This is a genomic window from Erwinia endophytica, assembly GCF_009295515.1.
Taxonomy (GTDB): Bacteria; Pseudomonadota; Gammaproteobacteria; order Enterobacterales; family Enterobacteriaceae; genus Erwinia; species Erwinia endophytica.
Genome location: NZ_RQVV01000061.1, coordinates 123,392 through 147,629, shown reverse-complemented (window position 1 = coordinate 147,629; position 24,238 = coordinate 123,392). Strand labels below are relative to the sequence as shown.

Below are 24,238 nucleotides of genomic sequence, written 5' to 3'. Positions count from 1 at the left end.
CAGGATTTGTTGCTCATGACGCAGACACTCAGCCAGCTTGAACACACCGGCGCGTTTATCGAACGCCATATCGGCCCCTCGCCGGAACAGCAGGATGCGATGTTAAACGCGATCGGCGCCCGTTCCCTCAACGCGCTGATCGCCGCTATTGTGCCAGCAGACATTCAACTGTCAGGCCCACCAGCGATTGGTGATGGCCTGACTGAACATCAGGCGCTGGCGGAGCTGAAAGCGATAGCCAGCCAGAATCTGCGTTACAAATCTTACATTGGCATGGGGTACACGCCAGTGCTGACGCCACCGGTTATTCTGCGCAACGTGCTGGAAAATCCTGGGTGGTACACGGCTTATACCCCATATCAGCCGGAAGTGTCGCAGGGGCGTCTTGAGGCGTTGCTCAATTTCCAGCAGGTGACGCTGGATTTGACCGGTCTGGATATCGCTTCTGCCTCGTTATTGGACGAAGCCACTGCTGCTGCCGAAGCGATGGCGATGGCGAAGCGCGTGAGCAAGCTGAAAAATGCGCATCGTTTTTTTGTTGCTGATGATATTCATCCGCAGACGTTGGACGTGGTTCGTACGCGTGCTGAGACCTTTGGTTTTGAGTTACTGATTGGTAAGGCCGAGAGCGTGTTGGATAATCAGGAGGTGTTTGGTGTGCTGTTACAGCAGGTCGGCACGACCGGTGAAGTCCATGATTACACCCGCCTGATTGCTGAGTTGAAAGCACGCAAGGTCATCGTTGCGGTGGCGGCTGACTTTATGTCGCTGGTGATGTTGCCGGCACCGGGCCGGCAGGGGGCGGATATCGTGTTCGGTTCCGCCCAACGTTTCGGGGTGCCAATGGGTTACGGAGGACCTCACGCCGCCTTCTTTGCGACCCGCGACGAGCACAAACGATCGATGCCTGGCCGTATCATCGGTGTTTCCCGTGATGCGGCGGGTAATACCGCGCTCCGTATGGCGATGCAGACGCGTGAGCAGCATATCCGCCGTGAGAAAGCCAACTCCAACATCTGTACTTCCCAGGTACTGCTGGCCAATATCGCCAGCCTGTATGCCGTCTTCCACGGTCCGGCAGGACTGAAGCGTATTGCTTCGCGCATTCATCGTCTGACCGATATCCTGGCCGCAGGGTTGCAGCAAGGTGGTCTGACACTGCGCCATCAGCACTGGTTCGATACCCTGACTGTGGAAGTAGCGGATAAAGCCGCAGTGCTGGAGCGGGCGCTGAGCGTTGGGGTCAACCTGCGGATGGATCTTCATCATGCTGTCGGCATTACGCTGGATGAAACCACGCAACGCGAAGATGTCGCCGTGCTGTTCTCCATTCTGTTGGGGGAAACACATGGTCTGGATATCGACCAACTGGATGCGGTAGTGGCGGCCGACAGTCAGTCATTGCCTGCCGCGCTGTTGCGTCAGGACGCGATCCTGAGCCATCCGGTATTCAACCGTTATCACAGCGAAACCGAGATGATGCGCTATCTGCACAGTCTGGAGCGCAAAGATCTGGCGCTGAATCAGGCGATGATCCCGCTGGGATCGTGCACCATGAAACTGAATGCCGCCGCTGAGATGATCCCGATAACCTGGCCAGAGTTCGCTGAGCTACATCCTTTTTGCCCGGTCGGGCAGGCGACGGGGTATCTGCAACTGATTGCGCAGCTTTCCCAGTGGCTGGTGCAACTGACCGGTTACGATGCCTTGTGCATGCAGCCTAACTCAGGGGCGCAGGGCGAATACGCCGGACTGTTGGCCATCCGCCGTTACCATCAAAGCCGTCATGAAGGTGGGCGTCATATTTGTTTGATCCCCAGTTCCGCTCACGGTACCAACCCGGCTTCCGCGCAGATGGCCGGTATGTCAGTGGTGGTGGTGGCGTGTGATAAACAGGGCAACATTGATTTGCACGACCTGCGGCTGAAGGCGGAGCAGGCTGGCGACGCGCTTTCCTGCATCATGGTGACCTATCCTTCTACTCATGGTGTGTATGAAGAGACCATCCGCGAAGTCTGTCAGGTCGTCCATCAGTACGGCGGCCAGGTGTATCTGGATGGTGCGAATATGAATGCCCAGGTGGGGATCACCACGCCCGGCTATATTGGTGCGGATGTGTCGCATCTCAACCTGCATAAAACCTTCTGTATCCCGCATGGCGGCGGCGGCCCGGGGATGGGGCCCATCGGCGTGAAAGCACACCTGGCGCCGTTTGTTCCCGGTCACAGCGTGGTACAGGTCGATGGCGTGCTGACGCAGCAAGGGGCGGTTGCCGCCGCACCGTTTGGCAGCGCGTCTATTCTGCCGATCAGCTGGATGTACATTCGTATGATGGGGGCGGAAGGTCTGAAGCAGGCCAGTTCTGTCGCTATTCTGAATGCCAACTACATTGCGACCCGTTTACAGTCAGCCTGGCCTGTCCTCTACACGGGGCGCGATGGCCGCGTGGCGCACGAATGTATTCTGGATATCCGTCCGCTGAAAGAGCAAAGCGGCATCAGCGAACTGGATATTGCCAAGCGCCTGATCGACTACGGTTTTCATGCACCGACGATGTCGTTCCCGGTGAGCGGTACCCTGATGGTGGAACCAACCGAATCGGAAAGTAAAATTGAGCTGGACCGCTTTATTGATGCGATGTTGGCTATTCGCAAGGAAATTGATCGCGTGGTAGCCGGTGAATGGCCTGCGGAAGACAACCCGTTGGTTAATGCGCCGCATACGCAGATGGAAATAGTTGGCGAGTGGTCGCATCCGTATACGCGCGAGCAGGCGGTCTTCCCGATGGGTAGCGACAACAAATACTGGCCGACTGTGAAGCGCCTTGATGATGTTTACGGCGACCGTAACCTGTTTTGTTCCTGCGTACCAATAAGCGAATACCACTAGTTCGACTGGTTTAACCACAGTAAAAAGGGCAGATGACATGCCCTTTTTACTTATTTTTTATTTCAGGAGTCGGCAGATGAAAATCGCATTGGTGACAGGCGGTAGCCGGGGGATCGGTCGGGCTACCAGCTTACTGTTGGCCCGGCAGGGATACTGTGTGGTCGTCAATTATCGCCAGAATAGCGCGGCGGCTGAAGAAGTAGTGGCGCAGATCCTCCAGCAGGGCGGCCATGGCGTCGCTATACAGGCCGATATAGCCGAAGAAGAACAGGTGATGGCAATGTTCCGACAGATAAATGGACTGTCGGGTACGTTGAGTGCCCTGGTCAACAACGCTGGTATCCTGTTTCAGCAGACAACGGTTGAGCAATTGACCGCCGATCGGATAACTCGCGTGTTTGCCACCAATGTGCTCGGGACTTTCCTCTGCTGTCGCGAGGCGGTCAAAAGAATGGGATATCATCATGGCGGGCAAGGGGGAGCGATTGTTAATGTTTCCTCGGCAGCTGCCCGCACAGGCTCACCGACAGAATATGTGGACTATGCGGCCTCAAAAGGCGCGATGGATACCCTGACCAGAGGATTGTCGCTGGAAGTCGCGGCACAAGGTATCCGGGTTAATAGCGTACGTCCCGGCGCGGTCTACACCGAAATGCATGCCGATGGAGGGGAACCGGGGAGGGTGGATCGCGTTGCTCCGGCGCTTCCGATGCAACGGGGCGGTCAGCCAGAAGAGATAGCTCAGGCAATTAGTTGGCTGATTAGCGAAGCGGCTTCTTATGTTACAGGCACTTTTATTGATGCATCGGGAGGACGTTAATCGCACGAAAGAAGTGAATGATGAATGCCTCACCAACGCTTAAAGGTGTCCTCCTTTCAGGAGGACACCTTTAAGCCGCCTTCTAATATTAGAAGGCGGTACTGATCGATAGCTATTAGCTTACTTCCAGCATCGCAATAAAACGATTAATAATATCCTTAACTTTGCTATTATTAAGTTTGGATGAGAGCGATGAACTTCCGCCGGATACTTTCTTTAACTCATTTTGGTTTAACTGCCTCATAATATTACCTTTTTTTATTGAAAGATAAAATATTTCTATTGTTGGATTTACTGACCCTTAGAAGATTTAGTCATAGTAGATGAAAATTTATCACGCAGGCAAGGTGATATTATTGGTAACGGCAGGAATTATATGGAAATATTATCAGTTCGCGCTGGAGATTTATTTGATTTTATAATTAAATGGATTATTTTTCTGGTTGGTGTTTTATCTTTAATTGACGTGAAAATTAATACCATCCTGTTTATTGTTAACTGAATAATCTGGTGGGATATCTTATTTAAATATAAAGGTAGACCCTCACTGTTTGGGGTATAAGGAAGGTCGCCAGTGAGAAATTCGCCAGTTCTTGCCTGGAAATGCTGATGTTATGTTCAGCTTGAAACATGACGGCCATATTTATATTAATTTGTTTAAAAGGTGTTGATTGGCGTTGATAGTTCTCAGGGTTCTGTCGCTTAACTTTACATATATTCACATTTTGTCATTGCTTACACTTGTACTCTGAAATTATTCTCAGTTACGCTATGAGTCACTGCTCAATTTTCGGGCGTGCCTGCCATAACATCGGTGAGTACTGAGCGTTGACTGACGTAATTGGCGTGGTCAGCAGCCTGTTTTAAAGTCTGGAGAGTAAGTGTATATGGCTGAAAAAACGTTATTAGCGCAAGGTTATTCTCTGGCTGAGGAAGTGGCCAATAGTATCAGTCACGGTATCGGTTTTATTTTCGGCATCGTCGGTCTGGTATTACTGCTTACCCAGGCGTTTGATAGCAAGGCTGACGTCATGACAATCACCAGTTACAGTCTGTATGGCGGCAGTATGATCCTGCTGTTTCTGGCTTCTACCCTTTATCATGCTATCCCGCATCCGCAGGCGAAATCCTGGCTGAAAAAGTTGGATCACTGCGCGATCTATATTTTGATAGCAGGTACCTATACTCCTTTTCTGTTGGTCGGTCTGAAGTCGCCGTTAGCGCATGGTTTGATGGTGATTATCTGGAGTCTGGCGCTGTTGGGCGTGCTGTTCAAACTGGCGTTTGTACATCGCTTCGAGGCGCTGTCAGTGATTACCTATCTGCTGATGGGCTGGCTATCGCTGATCGTGATTTATCAACTGGCAATGAAACTGTCGCCCGGCGGTGTCTGGTTGCTGGCGGCCGGAGGGGTGATTTACTCACTGGGCGTCATTTTTTATGTCGCGAAACGGATCCCGTATAACCATGCGATCTGGCATGGCTTTGTGCTGGGCGGGAGTATCTGCCATTTTCTGGCGATTTATCTTTATGTTGCCTGATTAATATCGGAAACCTGGCTTTCCCGCGCAGACATCGTTTGTTGCTTTGTTGTAAAGGAGGAGGGCCTTTCGCCCCGCAATAGACTGGCGTCAGCTTAATTCGTACGGTAGGGGTTGAATGGTCAGCTTGCCGCCTTCATCGCCCTGTACGCGCAGTTCGCTATCCGACTCAAGGTCGTTATTCAGCACAGCCTGAACCCACACGTCGCCGTTATCCAACTGACAGGCCGCCAGGACAGTCCCGGTACGGCGCCAGTTTTCACCCAGCTTTATTTCCAGCGCGTCATTGGCGGCGGGGATATGGCTGGCGTTACCCGCCAGCCAGAACAGCGCTCGCTTGTTGGCGCCACGGAATTTTGCCCGGGCGACCATTTCCTGGCCGGTGTAGCAGCCCTTCTTAAAGCTGATCGCGTCCAGTGCCTGCAGATTAGTTGCCTGTGGAATAAATTGCGCGCGGGTCACATCATCAATGACCGGGAAACCGGCTTCGATATTCAGTGCCAACCACTGGGAACTGTCAGTCAGCAACGCTTGCCCATTCAATGCCTCGCGCAGCGCCAACGCTTTATCATGGCTGGTGACCAACAGAAAACGCTCAGCGGGAAGGGCGAACCACAGCAGTGTGGTTTCATCCTGCTGTACTAGCGGGTTCTCTGCGTCGGGTAACGTACCAAAGCAACGCGTTAAAGCCGTTCGAGCCTGGGAACCGGCAACGCCGAGCAGTATCGCCTGGTCATCAGCTTCAATGGTGACTTTAGAGAACACCGCATATTTTTTCAGCTCGGTAATTTGTGCTTCACGCAGGCTGCGGCGTAACAGGTAAGCCAGCCCCTCGCCGCGATGGAACAAACGCAGGTTGCTCCACATTTTACCTTTGGCGTCACAGTGGGCCGCAGGGCGATGGTGACAGGCATCCAGCGCGGCGACATCCAGGGTGAGCTGCCCCTGTAAATAGCTGACGCGGTCTGCGCCGGTAACGTTAACCAGCGCCCACTCTTCCAGTGAAATCAGCGTAAGTGGCAGGTGTGCTGAAGCCACTGGTTGGCGAGGAGGAAAAGACAAAGTCGGCATTGATGTATCCCTGAATGATGAAGGTAAACGCTGTTGTTTATGTTAAAAGAGCCGGCGGGCTTTGCAACCAGTTTCCTGAAAATGACGCACAAAACGTGTGATACCCCTGCAACAGAGGCGACGGCTTTGCGAAATGGGATAAAAGCAGAAAATTGCAGCATCAACATCCTGGTGAAAACGCGTTACACTGGTTCGCATGTTTGGCTGACTGATGATGGATCAAATGGATATTAGTAATAAGGCGCGTGTTCAATGGGCCTGCCGCCGGGGCATGCGTGAACTGGATATTTCTATCATGCCGTTTTTCGAGTATGAGTATGACGCGCTGAGCGATAGCGACAAACAGCTGTTTGTACGCCTGCTGGAAAGTGATGATCCCGATCTGTTTAACTGGTTGATGAATCATGGCGAACCCGCAGATGTCGAACTGAAACGTATGATTAACTTGATCCAACAACGGAACCAGCAACGTGGCCCTGTGGCATTCTGAACTGCGGGTTTCCTGGCGTGCACAGTGGATTTCTTTGCTGCTGCATGGCGTGGTGATCCTGTTGCTCCTGCTGGCCCCGTGGCCAGACAGCTATACAGTGGTATGGATGTTGCTGCTGACGCTGGTGGTGTTTGAGTGCGTGCGCAGCCAGCGCCGTATCCGTAGCCGGGAAGGAGACATCGCCCTGTTGGAAGAACGGCAGTTACAGTGGCGACAGACGCGTTGGCAAATCTGTGGTCAGCCGTGGATGACTCGTCAGGCGATCCTGCTGACGTTGCGTTCGCCAAAAGGCGAACATGAAAAACTGTGGCTGCTTCGTGACAGTATGGACGAGGATGAGTGGCGACAGTTGCGTCAGCAACTGCTCAGTATGGGGAGGGTGACGTAGCGGGGGCGCCGGTGTGACAGGCCTGCTTCATTTTATACTCAATGGTCCATACACCCGGGGGGAAGTACCATCGAGATTATAATAATGCCGCCATTTCAGTCAGGATCTGCTCGCACCATTGTGCAATGCGTTGGTCGGTTTCTTCAAACTGATTAATGTCGTCCAGGGCCAGACCGACGAACTGACGACCATTCGCAGTCAGCGGTTTTTTACTGGTGAAGGTGTAGCCTTCATTGGGCCAGAAGCCGACAAACTGCACCCCCAACGGCGCCAGAACATCATGCAACATACCCAGCGCGTCCAGAAACCACTCGCTGTATTCGACCTGATCGCCCATGCCGTAGAGCGCGACCACCTTGCCGCGCAGATTCAGCGTTGGCAGCGTAGTCCAGATGGCTTCCCAGTCTTCCTGTAATTCGCCAAAATCCCAGGTGGGGATGCCGAGGATCAGCAGGTCATATTGTTCCATCAGCGCAGGTGAGTCGTCTTTCAGATTGTGCAGAGTGACGAGATCATCACCAATGAAATCGCGGATCTTCTCTGCTGCCATCTCGGTATAGCAAGTGCTGGAGCCGTAAAAAAGACCAATATTCATAGCAGGTTTACTCATTGTGCATGGTGCAATGGCGCGGATTATATCAGAATTGAACTTTGTCGGCGTTTTTCGCCGCCGGGGCTAGCAAAGAGAGGATGACGTGCAGGACAGCGACCTGATCGAGCAGTTTCTTGACGCCTTATGGATTGAGCGGAATCTGGCAGAAAACACCGTGGCCTCTTATCGCCTCGATCTGATGTCGTTAGCAGGCTGGCTTGCTCATCACGAATTGGATTTGTTGCGAGTGGATACAGTTGATTTGCAACGTTTTCTGGCCGAACGTGTTGAGGGGGGATACAAAGCGACCAGTTCGGCGCGCCTGCTCAGTGCGATGCGTCGCTTGTTCCAGTATCTGTACCGTGAAAAGCAACGTGAAGATGATCCCAGCGCGCTGCTGGCTTCGCCAAAACTGCCGCAGCGACTGCCGAAAGACCTCAGTGAAGCGCAGATTGAGCGTCTGTTACAGGCTCCGAGTACTGAACAGCCGATTGAACTCCGTGATAAAGCCATGCTGGAACTGCTGTATGCTACCGGTCTGCGCGTTACTGAACTGGTCAGTTTGACGCTGAATAATGTCAGCCTCCGCCAGGGTGTGGTCAGAGTTATCGGCAAGGGCAACAAAGAGCGGCTGGTGCCGTTGGGAGAAGAAGCGGTGTACTGGCTGGAGCAATATATTGAATATGGCCGCCCGTGGTTGCTCAACGGTCAGACGCTTGATGTGTTATTCCCCAGCAACCGGGCGCAACAAATGACCCGACAAACTTTCTGGCATCGGATTAAACATTACGCCACACTGGCGGGGATCGATAGCGATAAGCTGTCCCCCCACGTGTTGCGTCATGCGTTTGCCACCCATCTGCTGAACCATGGCGCTGATCTGCGTGTCGTACAGATGCTACTGGGGCACAGTGACTTATCGACCACCCAGATTTATACGCATGTTGCCACTGAGCGACTGCGTCAGTTACATCTACAGCACCACCCCCGTGCTTAGCGGGAAGATTAAATGGCTACACAATAAAGATTTTAAGGATATTAAATGAAGAAGCGCCACCTGTTACTTTCCCTGCTGATGACGGCTGTCACCAGTTTTGCTCATGCTGATGATGCCGCTATCCAGCAGACGTTGAAAAAGCTGGGTTTGCAGCAAATTGAGATCCAGCCATCCACTCTGCCAGGGATGAAGACGGTATTGACTGAAAGCGGTGTCCTGTATGTCACTGATGACGGCAAACAATTTATTCAGGGACCTTTGTATAATGTGAGTGGTCATCGGCCGGTCAACGTGACCAACCAGTTGCTGGAAAAAAAGATTGATGCGCTGAGCGACCAGATGATCGTCTACAAAGCACCAAAGGAGCAGCATGTCATTACAGTGTTCACCGACATCACCTGTGGTTATTGCCGCAAACTGCATTCTCAGATAGCCGATTACAACGCGCTGGGCATTACCGTGCGCTACCTTGCATTCCCGCGTGAAGGTATGAACGGCCAGGTTGCCAACGATATGAAATCAGTCTGGTGTGCAGCCGATCGCCGCAAAGCCTTTGATGCCGCGATGAAAGGTGAAACAGTTTCCCCAATCGACTGCAAAATCGATCTCGCCCAGCACTATAAGCTGGGTATTCTGTACGGTATCCAGGGGACGCCAGCCATCCTGCTGCAAAACGGCATGATGATCCCAGGATACCAGGGTCCACAGGAAATGAAGCAGCAGCTTGATAGCCAGAAGGGTGTCTGAGCGCAGTGAACAGTAAAATCCAACTCCGCCGCCGTGAGGCGGTGGCAGGCTGTTACCTTCCTGATTCTCTCCATCCCTTGCTCCGTCGCCTGTATCTACACCGGGGGGTGCGGCATGAGGCAGAGTTGGAGCGCGGTGCCAAAAATCTCCACGCTTTTCATTCCCTTGATGGTATTCAGCGGGCGGCGGAAATATTGCAGCAGGCTATCGCTGATAATCTTTGCATTATGATCGTCGGTGATTTTGACGCCGATGGCGCAACCAGTACGGCTTTGACCGTGCTGGCGCTGCGCGGCATGGGCGGACGTAACGTCAAGTATCTGGTGCCTAATCGTTTTGATGATGGTTACGGACTGAGTCCGGAAGTGGTTCAGCAGGCTGCCGAGCGCGGGGCGCAGTTGATTGTCACCGTGGACAACGGCATTTCTTCTCATGCCGGGGTCAACCTCGCGCATGAGAAAGGGATCGCCGTGGTGATTACCGATCACCACCTGCCGGGAGAGACCCTGCCGGAGGCGGAGGCGATCGTCAATCCTAACCTCGATGACTGCGAGTTCCCTTCACGTTCGCTGGCGGGAGTGGGAGTGGCTTTTTATCTGATGCTGGCCCTGCGTGCCCGTCTACGCGACAGCGGGGTGGCGACATTGCCTAATCTGGCCGAATTGCTTGACCTGGTGGCGCTGGGAACGGTGGCGGATGTGGTGCCGTTGGATGCCAACAATCGCATCCTGGTCTGGCAAGGGCTAAGCCGTATTCGTGCAGGGAAATGCCGGGTTGGCATCAAAGCGCTGTTGGAAGTCGCGAACCGCGATGCCCGTCAACTGGCGGCTAACGATCTGGGCTTTGCTCTGGGACCACGCCTGAATGCGGCAGGGCGACTGGATGATATGTCCATTGGCGTGGCGCTATTGCTGAGTGAGGATATGGCTCAGGCCAGGATGCTGGCGAACGAGTTGGATGCGCTGAACCAGATGCGCAAAGAGATTGAGCAGGGCATGCAGACAGAAGCGCTGACGCTGTGCGATGCGTTGGAACACAGTAGCGAGGTACTGCCGCTGGGTATTGCCATCTATCATCCCGAATGGCATCAGGGAGTGGTGGGTATTCTGGCATCCCGGTTGAAAGAGCGTTTTCACCGTCCGGTGATAGCCTTTGCCCCATCAGGTGACGGTATACTAAAAGGCTCAGGCCGCTCTGTCGCCGGGCTGCATATGCGTGATGCGTTGGAAAGGCTGGATACGCTGAATCCGGGGTTGATGCTCAAGTTTGGCGGACATGCCATGGCGGCCGGGCTGTCGTTGGAAGAGGCAAAGTTCACTGAGTTTCGCCAGCGCTTTGGCGAACTGGTCGGAGAATGGCTGGATGTGGATGCCTTACAGGGGATTATTTGGTCTGATGGCGAGCTGATGGCGCATGAGCTGACACTGGCAACCGCCGAACTGCTACGTGAAGCGGGGCCGTGGGGCCAGTCCTTCCCGGAACCACAGTTTGATGGCACGTTTAAACTGATTCAGCAACGCCTGGTGGCTGAACGTCATCTGAAGGTGATGATTGAACCGTTGGGCGGTGGCCCGTTGCTTGATGGTATCGCTTTCAACATTGACACCACACAGTGGCCAGATCCCAGCGTGAAGCAGGTTGAGCTGGCTTACAAGCTGGATATCAACGAGTATCGTGGTAATCGCAGCGTACAATTGATCATCGACCATCTCTGGCCGCAGTAACGACGCTAATCGTTCCCCTGAACGTCCGGGCGTTTTGTTCCTGTGACTTGATGCGTCAGGGGATACAATCCGGGCGCAATTTCAGTTAAACTGCTTCGTTACATTCAAATTTATTAAAGATAAAAAATCATGTTTGAAATTAATCCGGTAAAGAACCGCATTCAGGATCTCGCTGATCGCAGCGGCGTTCTCAGGGGGTATCTTTGACTACGATGCCAGGAAAGAACGCTTAGAAGAGGTTAACGCCGAGCTGGAACAGCCGGATGTGTGGAATGATCCTGAACGTGCTCAGACGTTAGGTAAAGAACGTTCCTCTCTGGAAGCGATAGTCACTACGCTGGATCAGATGAATCAAGGCCTGGAGGATGTTGCCGGCCTGCTCGAACTGGCGGTGGAAGCCGACGACGAAGACACGTTCAATGAAGCGGTCGCTGAGCTTGACGAGTTAGAGAAAAAACTCGGTGAGCTGGAATTCCGCCGGATGTTCTCTGGTGAATACGATAGTGCCGACTGTTATGTTGATATCCAGGCGGGTTCTGGCGGCACCGAGGCTCAGGACTGGGCCAACATGTTGCTGCGTATGTATCTGCGTTGGGCTGAAGCGAAAGGCTTCAAAACCGAGGTTATCGAAGAGTCCGAAGGCGAAGTGGCGGGTATCAAATCAGCCACAATACGCATTATGGGCGACTATGCTTTTGGCTGGTTGCGTACTGAAACCGGGGTGCACCGCCTGGTGCGCAAAAGTCCGTTCGACTCCGGTGGTCGTCGTCATACCTCGTTCAGTTCCGCGTTTGTCTATCCGGAAGTGGATGATGATATTGATATCGAAATCAATCCGGCAGACCTGCGTATTGACGTATATCGGGCGTCTGGCGCGGGTGGCCAGCACGTCAACCGCACCGAGTCTGCGGTGCGTATTACCCATATCCCGACCAATACGGTGACTCAGTGTCAGAATGACCGTTCTCAGCATAAAAACAAAGACCAGGCGATGAAGCAGATGAAGGCGAAGCTGTACGAACTGGAGATGCAAAAGAAAAATGCGGAGAAACAGGCGCTGGAAGACAACAAATCCGATATTGGCTGGGGCAGCCAGATCCGCTCCTATGTGCTGGATGATTCCCGCATCAAGGATCTGCGCACGGGGGTTGAAACCCGTAATACCCAGGCGGTGCTGGATGGCGATCTGGACCGATTTATTGAAGCAAGTTTGAAAGCAGGGCTATAAGGAACTGACATGTCTGAACAACAACCGCAAAGCGCTGACGCTGCACTTGAGCTGAATAACGAACTGAAAGCGCGTCGCGAGAAGCTCAGCGCGCTGCGTGAAAATGGCGTGGCATTCCCGAATGATTTCCGCCGCGACAGCACGTCAGATCAGCTGCATGCCCGTTACGATGCAAAAGAAAACCCGGAACTGGAAGCGCTGGGTATTGAAGTGAGCGTCGCGGGTCGGATGATGACCCGCCGTATCATGGGGAAAGCCTCGTTCGTCACGCTGCAGGATGTGGGAGGGCGCATTCAGTTGTATGTGTCCCGCGATGACCTGGCAGAAGGTATTTATAACGAGCAGTTTAAAAAGTGGGACCTTGGCGATATTGTTGGCGCCCGCGGTAAGCTGTTCAAAACCAAAACAGGTGAGCTTTCTGTTCACTGCAGTGAATTGCGTTTGCTGACGAAAGCCCTGCGTCCGTTGCCGGACAAGTTCCATGGCCTGGCCGATCAGGAAACACGTTACCGCCAGCGTTACCTTGACCTGATTTCTAACGATGAATCTCGTCACACCTTTAAGGTGCGTTCACAGATTATGGCTGGCATCCGCCGCTTTATGGTTGAACGTGGCTTTATGGAGGTGGAAACGCCGATGATGCAGGTGATCCCTGGTGGTGCGTCAGCCCGCCCGTTTATCACCCATCACAATGCGCTTGATATCGACATGTATCTGCGTATCGCTCCGGAGCTGTACCTGAAGCGTCTGGTGGTCGGGGGATTTGAACGCGTGTTTGAAATTAACCGCAACTTCCGTAACGAAGGTATTTCGCCGCGCCATAACCCGGAGTTCACCATGATGGAACTCTATATGGCCTATGCGGATTACAGAGATCTGATCGAACTGACTGAAAGTCTGTTCCGTACTTTGGCGCAGAATGTGCTGGGTACCACGGTGGTGCCTTATGGTGAGCAGGAATTCGACTTTGGTAAGCCTTTTGAAAAGCTGACCATGAAAGAAGCGATCCTGAAATACCGTCCAGAAACCAACCTTGCCGATCTTGATGATTTTGATAAAGCGGCTGCGATTGCGCAGTCTCTGGGGATCAATATTGAGAAGAGCTGGGGTCTGGGGCGTCTCGTGACTGAGATCTTTGAAGAGACCGCTGAAAGCCATCTGATCCAGCCAACGTTCATTACCGAATATCCGGCTGAAGTGTCGCCTCTGGCACGTCGTAACGACCATAATCCAGACATCACCGACCGCTTCGAGTTCTTTATCGGCGGGCGTGAAATTGGTAATGGTTTTTCCGAGCTGAACGATGCGCAGGACCAGGCTGAGCGTTTCCTGCAGCAGGTCAATGCCAAAGATGCCGGTGATGATGAGGCGATGTTCTACGATGAAGACTATGTGACGGCGCTGGAGCATGGTTTGCCGCCGACGGCAGGCCTGGGGATTGGTATTGATCGTATGGTGATGCTGTTCACCAACAGTCATACTATTCGTGATGTGATTCTGTTCCCGGCACTGCGTCCATCCGGCAAATAATAGCGTACAGGCAGTACACAAAGGGGCGAGGGTATTCGCCCTTTTTTTTGCGTCATTTTTAACGTAAAGGCAGTCTGATATGCGGCCTGCCTGCATAACGATGGCGGAAATAACCTTTCATTACGCTGAATTCTCAATCACTTGTTGCCGCGATTGTTGCAATTCAGGCAACAGATCCTTGCAACTGTCGGGGTATAAGGCATCGCCCCACTGTGCTTTAATATTTGTGATAGAGATCAATTTGTCTGCTGAACACGTTTTATCCGTCCCATTTTAGTGTGTTGGCTCATGCTGACAAGGGATCTTGTTGTCAATTGTGGAGAAAGAGAGATGCCTGTTTCTTTACTGGCGCTGGCACTGAGTGCTTTTGCCATCGGCACGACAGAATTTGTGATTATGGGATTGTTGCCGGAAGTGGCGGATGGGTTGCACGTTTCGATTCCTACCGCAGGTTGGTTAATCAGTGGTTATGCCCTTGGGGTCGCTATTGGCGCGCCGATCATGGCCCTGCTAACAGCAAAATTGCCGCGTAAGAGCACCTTGATCCTGCTGATGTCGATTTTTATTATCGGCAATGCGCTTTGCGCGTTGGCCTACAGTTACAATCTGCTGATGCTTGCCCGGGTGATCACTGCGCTTTGTCATGGTGCTTTCTTTGGTATTGGGGCGGTGGTGGCTTCCAGCCTGGTGGCGCCGGATAAACAGGCTTCAGCGGTGGCGCTGATGTTTACCGGGTTGACGCTGGCAAACGTATTGGGCGTGCCGCTGGGCACCTGGTTCGGCCAATGGTTAGGCTGGCGCGCCACTTTCTGGGGTGTTTCGGCTATCGGTATCCTGGCGTTTATCTCACTGATTGTCAGCCTGCCGACCAATAAGGAAGAAAAGCCCGTTCATCTGCTCAGCGAAATCAGCGCGCTGGCTCAGCGTAAATTGTGGCTTTCATTGCTGATGACCGTCCTTTTTGCTGCCGCAATGTTTACACTGTTCAGCTATATTGCACCGATGTTATTGCAGGTTACCGGGATCAGCGATAAAGAGGTGAGTTGGACGTTGTTCCTGATCGGCGGCGGTTTGACGGTAGGTAACATTCTTGGTGGTAAGCTGGCGGACTGGAAAGTTTCTTTCAGCCTGATCCTCAGCTTCTCGTTGATTGCCCTGTTCTCGCTGATCTTCAGCTGGACCATCCATGTGCCATGGCTGGCGGAAATCACACTATTTCTGTGGGCGATGGCGACGTTTGCTATTATTCCGGGTTTGCAAATTAATGTCGTCCGCCATGGCAAAGAAGCGCCTAATCTGGTTTCCACTCTGAATATTTCTGCCTTCAACATGGGTAATGCTTTTGGTGCATGGGCGGGGGGCGCGGTGATTAAAGGGGGCTATGGTTTGACGTCAGTGCCGATTGTGGCCGCTGTTCTGGCGGTTGCAGGATTGCTGCTCTGCCTGTTCACCTTTCGTCGCTCTGGTGGACAAACTCAAGCCGCTCGCGCTTAATTAATCCAGCAACGTGGCCAGGCGCTGGTTGAACAGGCTGACTTGCTGCTGCAAGTGTTTGCTGAAGGTCTCAACCAGCGCGGAAGAAGGGCGGTGGCGCGGCTTGATCAAACTGACGGTAAAAGGCACGTCAACGCTGAAGCGCCGGATAACCACACCACTGCCGACATAGTCCAGCGCCGTCAGCGGGTTTACCACCGACACGCCCACGCCTGCTCTGACCATCGAGCATACCGATGCCGCGCTGGGCGTTTCCATGACCATTCTTCGTTGTACACCCTGTTCGCTGAACAAACTATCCAGCAGTTGGCGATAGCTGTCGGTGTGCGACAGACTGATGTAATTCTGTCCACTAAAATCCTGCGGCGTCAGACAGCGTTTGTCTGCTAACGGATGGCCTGCTGGCAACACGCAGACTTCCAGTCCGGTAAACAGTTCGGTTCGTTCTGTCCCGGCAGGAGTCAGGCTGGTTTCCGTTAACCCCAGGTCATAGCGCTGGGCCGAGAGCCATTCTTCCAGTAAGGGAGATTCCTGCGCAATGATATTCAGGCTGACTTCGGGGTAGCGTTGCAAAAAGGGCTGGCACAGTAACGGTAGCAGCGATTGGGCAAAAACCGGCAGGCAAGCCAGCGACAATTCTCCCTGACGAAACTGTTTGAGTCCTTCCGCGGCATTGATAATTTGGTCCAGTCCGTACCAGCATCGCTGTACTTCCTCAAATAATTGCAGTCCCTGTACGGTGGGACGCAGGCGACCACGCACCCGATCAAACAGCGTCAATCCAGTGAGTTTTTCGAACCTTGCCAGCTCACGGCTCACCGTTGGCTGCGAGGTATGCAGTAACGTCGCGGCTTCCGTCAGATTGCCGGTGGTGACGACCGCATGAAAAATTTCGATATGCCGCAGCGTAATGCCCGCCATAAGCTCTTCCTGGGTAAAAGGACAAAGCCATATCATGGATGAATAGACTTCGTTAAAACAGATATTTTTCATCATTTTCAGGCTGTGGCGTAATAACGCGATATCTTTCAGGAGAAAACGCATGCCACGTCCGCTCAACACCACCGAAACCGCGCTGACCCGCGATAACCTTTTGCCACTGGCGCGTCAGTACGCTGGCCCGATCTGGGTTTATGACGCCGATATTATTCGTGAGCGTATCGCGCAGTTGCAGCCGTTTGATGTGGTGCGATTTGCCCAGAAAGCGTGCTCAAACAGCCATATTTTGCGTCTGATGCGTGCGGCTGGGGTAAAAGTGGATTCGGTTTCCCTTGGTGAAATTGAGCGTGCGCTGGTGGCGGGTTTCAGCGCGGGCGGCGATGAAATTGTCTTCACTGCTGATGTACTGGATAACCCCACGCTGACCCGCATTGCGGCGCTGAACATTCCGGTTAACGCCGGTTCGGTCGATATGCTACAGCAACTGGGTGATGTTTCCCCCGGTCATCCCGTTTGGTTGCGCGTCAATCCTGGCTTCGGTCATGGTCACAGTCAGAAAACCAATACGGGCGGCGAGAACAGCAAGCATGGTATCTGGCACCGCGATGTGAATCTGGCGCTAGAAGCCATTCAGCGTCATCAGCTGCAACTGGTGGGGATGCATATGCATATCGGTTCGGGCGTTGATTATGGTCACCTGGAAAAGGTGTGTGATGCGATGGTCAATCAGATCATCAGTTTTGGTCAGGATGTGCAGGCGATTTCAGCTGGTGGGGGGTTGTCGATACCTTATCACTTTGGTGAAGAGGCGATTAATATCGCGCACTATTTTGGGCTGTGGAATGCGGCGCGCCAGCGTATTGCGCAGTATCTCGGGCATCCGGTTAAGCTGGAAATTGAACCGGGTCGCTTTCTGGTGGCCGAGTCCGGCGTATTGATCTGCCAGGTTCGCGCCGTGAAGCAGATGGGAAGTCGCCATTTCGTGCTGGTGGATGCCGGTTTCAACGATTTGATGCGTCCGGCCATGTACGGCAGCTATCATCATATCTCGGTGATGGCCGGTGATGGACGCGAGCTGGATGAACAGCACACCGTGGAGAGCGTGGTGGCGGGGCCGCTGTGTGAATCTGGCGATGTGTTTACGCAGTTGGAAGGCGGCAAAGTGGAGACCCGGGCGCTGCCCGTGGTGAAAGTGGGCGACTACCTGGTCTTCCACGACACCGGGGCTTATGGCGCATCGATGTCCTCCAATTACAACAGTCGTCCGCTCCTGCCGGAAGTGCTGTTTGATAACGGGCAGCCGAGGCAGATCCGTCGTCCGCAAACCGTACAGGAACTGCTGGCGCTGGAGCTGTAAGGACGCGCGATCCGCTATGGCGATTTTATCCGTTTTCGGGATGCTGTTCGGTCGCTGGGGCCATCGCAGGATGCTGGATGATAAATCGTGGATTCAGCCCGGCGAACCCACCGAATGGCGGCGTACCAGCGTCGGGCTGAACATATTAGTGACCTCTGGCAGGTGCTGGTTATTGGCTAACGCCAGCGCCAGTTTTGCCGCCTGTTGCGCCATGGCGACTATCGGATAACGTACTGTCGTTAAGCGTGGACGCACATAACGAGAAACCAGCACATCATCGAAACCGATGAGCGACATCTCTTCCGGCACCTGTACACCGTTATCACTGAGAACAGCTAACGCGCCTGCGGCCATTGAATCGTTGTAGCAGGCGACGGCGCTGAAAGGTTTACCACGCCCCAGTAGCTCGGTCATCGCCTGTTCACCGCCCACTTCATCGGGTTCACCCAGCGATACCAGGCGATCGTTGCAAGGCAGGTTATGCTCGCGCAGGGCGTCGTAATAGCCCTGCAGACGATTTTCCGCATCCGATATCGAATGGGTTGAGCAAACATAAGCAATGTTTTGGTGACCCAACTGAATCAGATGGCGGGTTGCCAGCCAGGCGCCATAGCGATCATCCAACGCAATACAACGCTGTTCAAAACCGGGTAGTGTGCGGTTGATCAGTACCATGCCCGGGATTTGCTGCATCAGCGGGATTAAATCACTGTCGGGGATTTTCTTGGTGTGGACCACCAGCGCGTCACAGCGATGGCGAATTAACTGCTCGATAGCCTGTCGCTCTTTTTGCTCATTGTGGTAACCGTTACCAATCAGCAAAAAGTGGCCGATCTCATAGGCAACTTGCTCAACCGCTTTAACCAGTGCACCAAAAAAGGGATCGGAAACATCTCCTACCACCAGGCCTATGGTTTCAGTGGATTGTTGCGCCAGGGCGCGTGCGTTGGCGTTTGGATGATACTGCAACTGTTCCATCGCATGGTTAACCGCCTGGCGTGAATACGCACTTGCTTTCGGTGAGTTGTTGATAACGCGGGAGACCGTCGCGACGGACACCCCAGCGAGTTTGGCAACATCCTTAATCGTAGCCATAGATAAAGTGCCTTCCTGGGTAAACGTTTACATTATGTTTAAGTGTTGCGGAATTCCCCTGCTACTTCAAGCTCACAGAATGTAAGCGATGTCGCAAAGCTGGATAAAATTAACCTGATGGGGACGGCGGGTTGGCGATTCAAAACTGGCGCCAAAAAATGGTATGCTGGTGTTAACAACAATAAAGCCTGCCGGATTTGCTGATGACCATAATAAAAGTGCCACATCTTGCCCACTGGGGCGCCTTCACCGCCGTGGTGGAAGAGGGGAAATTACAACGCTGTGAGCCTTTTTTTGCTGATCAGGATCCATCGCCGATGCTTAATACCATCCCGGAGCTGGTCTATTCGGACAAGCGTATCCGGCAGCCGATGGTACGACGATCCTGGCTGAAGTCACGGGAGAAGAGTGATCGGACGTTGCGAGGTCGCGAGGATTTCGTGCCCGTGGACTGGGAAACCGCACTGGATCTGGTGGCCGATGAGAACCGCCGTGTGCGGGACCGTTACGGTGCTGCCAGCATTTTCAACGGTTCCTATGGCTGGTCTTCCGCAGGTCGCGTCAACCATGCCCGTACGTTGATCCGCCGTTTCTATTTCGCGGGTGGCGGCGGTATTGACCAACTGGGCAACTACAGTTGGGGCGCGGCGCAGTTCTTCCTGCCTTATGTTATCGGTACCTATATGCCACTGACCGGTCGGGTTACTGACTGGCCGAGTGTGGTAGAACATTGCGAAATTTTTATCGCCTTTGGCGGCCTGGCGTTGAAAAATGCACAAGTGGCTTCCGGCGGTGCGGGACAGCATAGTCTGAAGCCGGCGCTGCTTGAGCTGGCGGCCAAAGGTACGCCAGTTATCAACATCAGCCCAATGCGCGATGATTGTCCGACGTTTGTTAATGCTGAATGGATCCCCATCCGTCCGAATACCGATGTGGCGCTGATGCTGGCGCTGGGCTTTGAAATCGAGCGATTGGGGGCGGTTGATAAGGACTTCCTCGCCTCGCACTGTGTAGGGTATCCGCAATTGCGCCGCTATTTACTGGGCGAAACGGACGGCACGCCGAAAACGCCAGCGTGGGCCAGCGATATCACCGGTATTCCGGTATTGCGCATTGAGCAGTTAGCGAAACAACTGGTGGGCAAACGTAGTTTTATTACCTGTTCTTATTCTGTGCAGCGTGCCCACCGTGGCGAGCAGCCTTACTGGATGATGATCGCGCTTTCTTCGATGCTTGGTCAGCCGGGTTTACCGGGGGCTGGTTTTTCTTTCGGCCACGGTTCGATGAACAGCGTCGGGAATCCCCGTATAGAAGGCCCGGCACCGTTGATGTCTACCGGCGTTAATCCGATTGCCGATCGGGCGATTCCGGTGGCCCGCATCAGCGATATGCTGCTCCATCCCGGTGAAGCGTACTCTTTTCAGGGACAGGCGCACACCTGGCCTGATATTCATTTAATTCACTGGGCAGGGGGCAATCCCTTCCATCATCACCAGCAACTTAACCGGTTGGTCGAAGGTTGGCAGAAGCCTGACACAGTTGTTGTACAGGATATTGTCTGGACGGCGGCGGCACAGATGGCCGACATCGTGTTGCCAGCCACCACGACACTGGAGCGCAACGACATCGGCGGTTCATCCCGCGACCGTTTTGTGTTGGCGATGCACCAGGCGATTAAACCGCAGCATCTGGCGCGGAATGATTTTGATATTTTTGCCGACCTCGCTGAACGTCTGGGATATCGTGAGGCTTTCACTGAAAACCGTAATGAAATGCAGTGGATTGAACACCTGTATAATCAGTGCGCGCAGGCACACCGACAGAAAGATATTCACTGGCCTGACTTTCAGGCGTTCTGGCAGGAAGGGCATGTGGAAGTTCCGCATAGTGAGGACGCGTTTGTTTTTATGGCGGCGTTTCGCCAGGACCCGGTCGCCAATCCGATCAAAACAGCCAGTGGCAAAATTGAGCTGTTCAGCGAAACAATAGCGACTTACCAACTGGATGACTTCGCGCCGCATCCGGAATGGCGACCACCGCGGGAGTGGCTGGGGTCGGAAGTGAGTCAGCGCTTCCCTTTGCATATGATCTCAATACAACCCGGCGATCGTCTGCACAGCCAGTTGGATGCTACGCCGTCGGTACAGGCCAACAAAACCGCTGGTCATGAGACACTTTGGATGCATCCGGATGATGCGCAGTCGCGTGGCATTGTGACGGGGGATGTGATTGAGGTCAGTAATGAGCGTGGTCGTATGTTGGCGGGAGTACGGTTAACTGATGGGGTCACTCGCGGGGTGGTGCTGATCGCCACCGGCGCCTGGTTTGATCCCGGTTTCGGTCAGGCCTGGCAGCCTTATGATCGCGCAGGCAATCCAAATGTGCTGACGCTGGATATCGGGACCTCATCGTTGACCCAGGGGCCTAACGCCATGAGTTGCCTGGTGGAGATTAAACGTGTTGAGCCGTCAATGTAACCGCAGGGTATGATGCTGGTTACGTGGAGAGTTCTGTCGTTACTGAAAGTTTGCAAAACCGTATAAGAATCACATGGCTGGTTACATTTTGCGGGTAACTGTTGCGAATACTGACTAGCGAATGAGTCAGTCTGATTGCTACAGTTTACATCCCAGAGGTATTGATGGGTGAACATCAAAAAGTATTAATGCTTTGTTTCACCAACCTGCGCAGATGCGCAGGTTTTTTTTGCCTAAAAATAACGATAACTGAATGAAATTATTAATATTATTATCACCATCCCCTTGCGGGAAAGACGGCATAATAACAGGCTGAAACACAGTTTTCCTGTTTTCCTTATGGCATTTTTTGTATAACTCACAGTCAGTTATCTTGACCGGCTAGTAGAAGAATCATGCCCCGCTTAAAGAAATTATTGGCAAAAGACTCGGCGAAAACGCCTTTTAATCCTGTCCGCTTCCGTCTGATATGCCTCGGCGTGTTTGGTTGTCTGGTGATACTGCTGGCCTGGGTTGGCGATGTTCAGTTGATTAATCACCCCATGCTGGAAAAGCAGGCGGATGAACGCTCCCTGCGTACCGTGACCATTCCAACCAATCGCGGTACCTTACTGGATCGTAACGGCGAGGCGCTGGCCCTGAGTGTGCCTTCGCGCGATATTATTGCCGATCCGCAGCGTGTGCTGGAGGCGCATCCCGATTTCACCAACGCAAAATGGCAATATCTGGCAAAAGCGCTCGATCAACGCCCTGAGCAGATAGCTCAGCAGATTAACGAGAATCCCCATCGTCGCTTCCTGTATCTCGGAAGAAAAATAGAGCTGGGTATCTCCAGGGATATCGCCCAGTTGCACCTCACTGGGATCAGTACCGTTTATGATGACAGCCGCTTCTATCCCATGAGTGACGCTACCGCGCCGCTGATTGGCATCGTTGGAGCGGATAACACCGGCCTGAACGGGTTGGAAAAGGGATTTGATAAGGTGCTGCAGGGGACGCCGGGCAAAGAGGAATATCGGCAGGATGCGCACGGTAATATTGTGGCGATGATCAACTACCAACCCCCGCGTCAGCCGCCAACAGTACAGCTCAGCATCGATAAGTTCGACCAGTACACGATGTACACCAAATTGCGTGACGGCGTACTGTTAAATAAAGCCGATTCCGGCGCTGCCGTGTTGATCAAAATTGATACCGGCGAGATTTTAGGGATGGCCTCTTATCCGTCCTTTAATCCTAACAATTTCAGCAATGTTTCTCCCGCGCAGATGCGTAATGTGGCGATTAACGATAGCTACGAGCCTGGGTCAACGGTTAAGCCACTGGTGGTGATGGAAGGGTTGATCCGTAAACTGGTCCGTCCGGATTCGGTGCTGGATACCACGCCGTATCGTGTGAATGGCCACCTGATCCGTGATGTTGGCAACTGGCCACGCTTGACCATGACTGGCATCCTGCAAAAATCGAGTGACATTGGAGTATCGCACATTGCGCTGGCGATGCCGGCCGAAGTGCTGGTGAATACCTTTCGTTCCTTTGGTTTAGGCAGGCCAACCGGTCTGGGATTGACTGGCGAGAGTGTGGGTTACTTCCCGTTGCACCGTGAACGCTGGGCGGATATTGAGCGAGCTACTTTCTCATTTGGCTATGGCCTGCGTGTGACACCGTTACAGATTGCCCGCGAGTACGCCACGCTGGGTTCATTTGGGATCTACCGTCCGCTGTCGATAACCAAAGTGACGCCGCCAGTAATAGGGGCTCGAGTGGCAGATGAGGATACCGTTCGTTCGGTTGTCCATATGATGGAAAGCGATGCCTTGCCGGGCGGGAGTGGGGTGCGTGCGGCTGTACCCGGTTACCGTTTGGCCATCAAAACAGGTACGGCGGAGAAAATGGGCGCTGGTGGTAAATACGATGGCGGTTATATCAACTATACCGCTGGTGTGGCACCGGCCAGTAATCCGCAGGTGGCGCTGGTGGTGATGATCAACCACCCTACGGCGGGGGGACACTTTGGTGGAACGGTCGCCGCGCCAGTATTTGGTAACATTATTGGCCCGGTGCTTAAGCATATGAATATCGCGCCGGACGCGTTGTACGCCACTCACACCGGCTCATAATTTACCCGTGGAAAAGGCAGGAAAACTAAAGTGGCAAAGGTTTTACAGCTGGTAGCATTTTCGCTAATTCCGTTGCGTTTTGCTGCTGGCATGCCAGCAGCTCACCTGCCAGGATAAAAGTCCCAGAGATATTGATTGGTGAGAATGCAATCTGCTCCCGGCAGATTTAAACCCTGTTCAGTTGCACCAACCCACGCGGATGCGTGGGTTTTTTTTGCCTGATGATTGGCGTCAATATCGTCTGGAGTGGTGCGAAAGAGCAGAACTGTGATCGGTATATTGGGGCTATATATATTCTGCTTATTATCATTGTTTCCGAAAACATGCTGGTCATGAATGACATTATCACGCTATGTTATGGAAAGGCTCTCCAGCCTGTACAAGATTTTTTATAAAACAAGTCTGGTAATGGATGTTTTACTATTTTTTTGGGGTAAATGCTAAGCTAATGTAATGAATAATGAATGACTGGTTACTTTTTTCGATATCCAGAATGGTTTGAGATACAGGACAAAAACGTTGACGCATTGCTGAATAGCGCGAGTGCAGCCAACATACTCGTGGCTTGATGTCTGATGAGTATATTATGGTCCCTGTAGTGAGTGCTTCCTTTAAAGCCTGTGGTGTAATGGTGGTAACATGATGAAATATACCGGTTATAGTTTATTATTTCTGGGCGTTTTTATGCTTATTAGCATTATATTTCCTGTTTTAATTACGGATGATTTCAGGAATGAAT

The 24,238-nt window shown here is 53.0% G+C and carries 18 protein-coding genes; 14 read left to right on the top strand and 4 right to left on the bottom strand.

Translation table 11 applies throughout. From position 1 onward, the window contains the following. The first annotated feature begins 15 nt into the window (after positions 1–15). From gcvP to trhA, 3 genes are all read left to right on the top strand, one after another. The gene (gene gcvP / locus EH228_RS19825; protein WP_152323333.1) at positions 16–2,889 is read left to right on the top strand and encodes an aminomethyl-transferring glycine dehydrogenase; all 2,874 of its coding nucleotides are present in this window, start codon (positions 16–18) and stop codon (positions 2,887–2,889) included. Positions 2,890–2,965: 76 nt separating this feature from the next. Further along, complete coding sequence (locus EH228_RS19820; RefSeq protein WP_152323332.1) at positions 2,966–3,709, top strand: SDR family oxidoreductase; 744 nt, start codon at positions 2,966–2,968, stop codon at positions 3,707–3,709. Between the two features lie 887 nt (positions 3,710–4,596). Beyond that, positions 4,597–5,250: a PAQR family membrane homeostasis protein TrhA gene (trhA, locus tag EH228_RS19810; RefSeq protein WP_152323330.1), complete on the top strand. Its 654-nt coding sequence runs from the start codon at positions 4,597–4,599 to the stop codon at positions 5,248–5,250. Positions 5,251–5,340: 90 nt separating this feature from the next. On the opposite strand, the gene ygfZ is transcribed toward trhA, so the two are convergent. After that, complete coding sequence (gene ygfZ / locus EH228_RS19805) at positions 5,341–6,321, bottom strand: tRNA-modifying protein YgfZ (RefSeq protein WP_152323329.1); 981 nt, start codon at positions 6,319–6,321, stop codon at positions 5,341–5,343. Between the two features lie 223 nt (positions 6,322–6,544). Here ygfZ and sdhE point away from each other — a divergent pair, with 223 nt between their 5' ends. After that, positions 6,545–6,811: an FAD assembly factor SdhE gene (gene sdhE, locus EH228_RS19800; protein ID WP_152323328.1), complete on the top strand. Its 267-nt coding sequence runs from the start codon at positions 6,545–6,547 to the stop codon at positions 6,809–6,811. After that, positions 6,792–7,199 (top strand): protein YgfX, encoded by a 408-nt coding sequence (locus EH228_RS19795; protein WP_152323327.1) that lies wholly within the window; start codon positions 6,792–6,794, stop codon positions 7,197–7,199. The genes sdhE and EH228_RS19795 overlap by 20 nt, the downstream gene beginning before the upstream one ends. Before the next feature lie 76 nt (positions 7,200–7,275). Here the strand turns inward: EH228_RS19795 and fldB are convergent, their stop codons facing one another. Then, a complete protein-coding gene (fldB, locus tag EH228_RS19790; protein WP_152323326.1) occupies positions 7,276–7,794 on the bottom strand; it encodes a flavodoxin FldB in 519 nt (172 codons plus the stop codon). Positions 7,795–7,894: 100 nt separating this feature from the next. Between fldB and xerD the strand changes: the two genes are divergently transcribed. The 6 genes from xerD (at position 7,895) to EH228_RS19760 (ending at position 15,511) form a co-directional block, all read left to right on the top strand. Then, positions 7,895–8,788 carry a site-specific tyrosine recombinase XerD gene (xerD, locus tag EH228_RS19785; protein ID WP_152323325.1) on the top strand — a complete coding sequence of 298 codons (894 nt, stop codon included), beginning with the start codon at positions 7,895–7,897 and terminating at the stop codon, positions 8,786–8,788. 45 nt (positions 8,789–8,833) lie between these two features. Next, on the top strand, positions 8,834–9,535 hold the full coding sequence (dsbC, locus tag EH228_RS19780; RefSeq protein ID WP_152323324.1) for a bifunctional protein-disulfide isomerase/oxidoreductase DsbC: 702 nt from the start codon (positions 8,834–8,836) through the stop codon (positions 9,533–9,535). A 5-nt stretch (positions 9,536–9,540) separates the two neighbouring features. Beyond that, complete coding sequence (gene recJ / locus EH228_RS19775; protein ID WP_152323323.1) at positions 9,541–11,259, top strand: single-stranded-DNA-specific exonuclease RecJ; 1,719 nt, start codon at positions 9,541–9,543, stop codon at positions 11,257–11,259. A gap of 129 nt (positions 11,260–11,388) precedes the next feature. Beyond that, a protein-coding gene (gene prfB / locus EH228_RS19770; RefSeq protein WP_152323322.1) for a peptide chain release factor 2 occupies positions 11,389–12,487 on the top strand; the annotation gives its coding sequence in 2 pieces (ribosomal slippage) (positions 11,389–11,463 and positions 11,465–12,487; 1,098 coding nt in all). 9 nt (positions 12,488–12,496) lie between these two features. After that, on the top strand, positions 12,497–14,017 hold the full coding sequence (gene lysS / locus EH228_RS19765; RefSeq protein ID WP_152323321.1) for a lysine--tRNA ligase: 1,521 nt from the start codon (positions 12,497–12,499) through the stop codon (positions 14,015–14,017). 330 nt (positions 14,018–14,347) lie between these two features. Continuing rightward, positions 14,348–15,511, top strand: coding sequence for an MFS transporter (locus tag EH228_RS19760; protein ID WP_152323320.1), 1,164 nt, complete (start codon positions 14,348–14,350; stop codon positions 15,509–15,511). Here EH228_RS19760 and EH228_RS19755 read toward each other — a convergent pair whose 3' ends face one another. Next, a complete protein-coding gene (locus tag EH228_RS19755) occupies positions 15,512–16,432 on the bottom strand; it encodes a LysR family transcriptional regulator (RefSeq protein WP_152323384.1) in 921 nt (306 codons plus the stop codon). Positions 16,433–16,553: 121 nt separating this feature from the next. On the opposite strand from EH228_RS19755, the gene lysA reads away from it, so the two are divergent. Beyond that, a complete protein-coding gene (gene lysA / locus EH228_RS19750; RefSeq protein ID WP_152323319.1) occupies positions 16,554–17,807 on the top strand; it encodes a diaminopimelate decarboxylase in 1,254 nt (417 codons plus the stop codon). 93 nt (positions 17,808–17,900) lie between these two features. Here lysA and galR read toward each other — a convergent pair whose 3' ends face one another. Next, positions 17,901–18,902 (bottom strand): HTH-type transcriptional regulator GalR, encoded by a 1,002-nt coding sequence (gene galR, locus EH228_RS19745; protein WP_152323318.1) that lies wholly within the window; start codon positions 18,900–18,902, stop codon positions 17,901–17,903. 203 nt (positions 18,903–19,105) lie between these two features. On the opposite strand from galR, the gene EH228_RS19740 reads away from it, so the two are divergent. Then, the gene (locus tag EH228_RS19740; protein ID WP_152323317.1) at positions 19,106–21,379 is read left to right on the top strand and encodes a molybdopterin guanine dinucleotide-containing S/N-oxide reductase; all 2,274 of its coding nucleotides are present in this window, start codon (positions 19,106–19,108) and stop codon (positions 21,377–21,379) included. A gap of 395 nt (positions 21,380–21,774) precedes the next feature. Continuing rightward, positions 21,775–23,499, top strand: coding sequence for a penicillin-binding transpeptidase domain-containing protein (locus EH228_RS19735; RefSeq protein WP_152323316.1), 1,725 nt, complete (start codon positions 21,775–21,777; stop codon positions 23,497–23,499). Positions 23,500–24,238 lie beyond the last annotated feature (739 nt).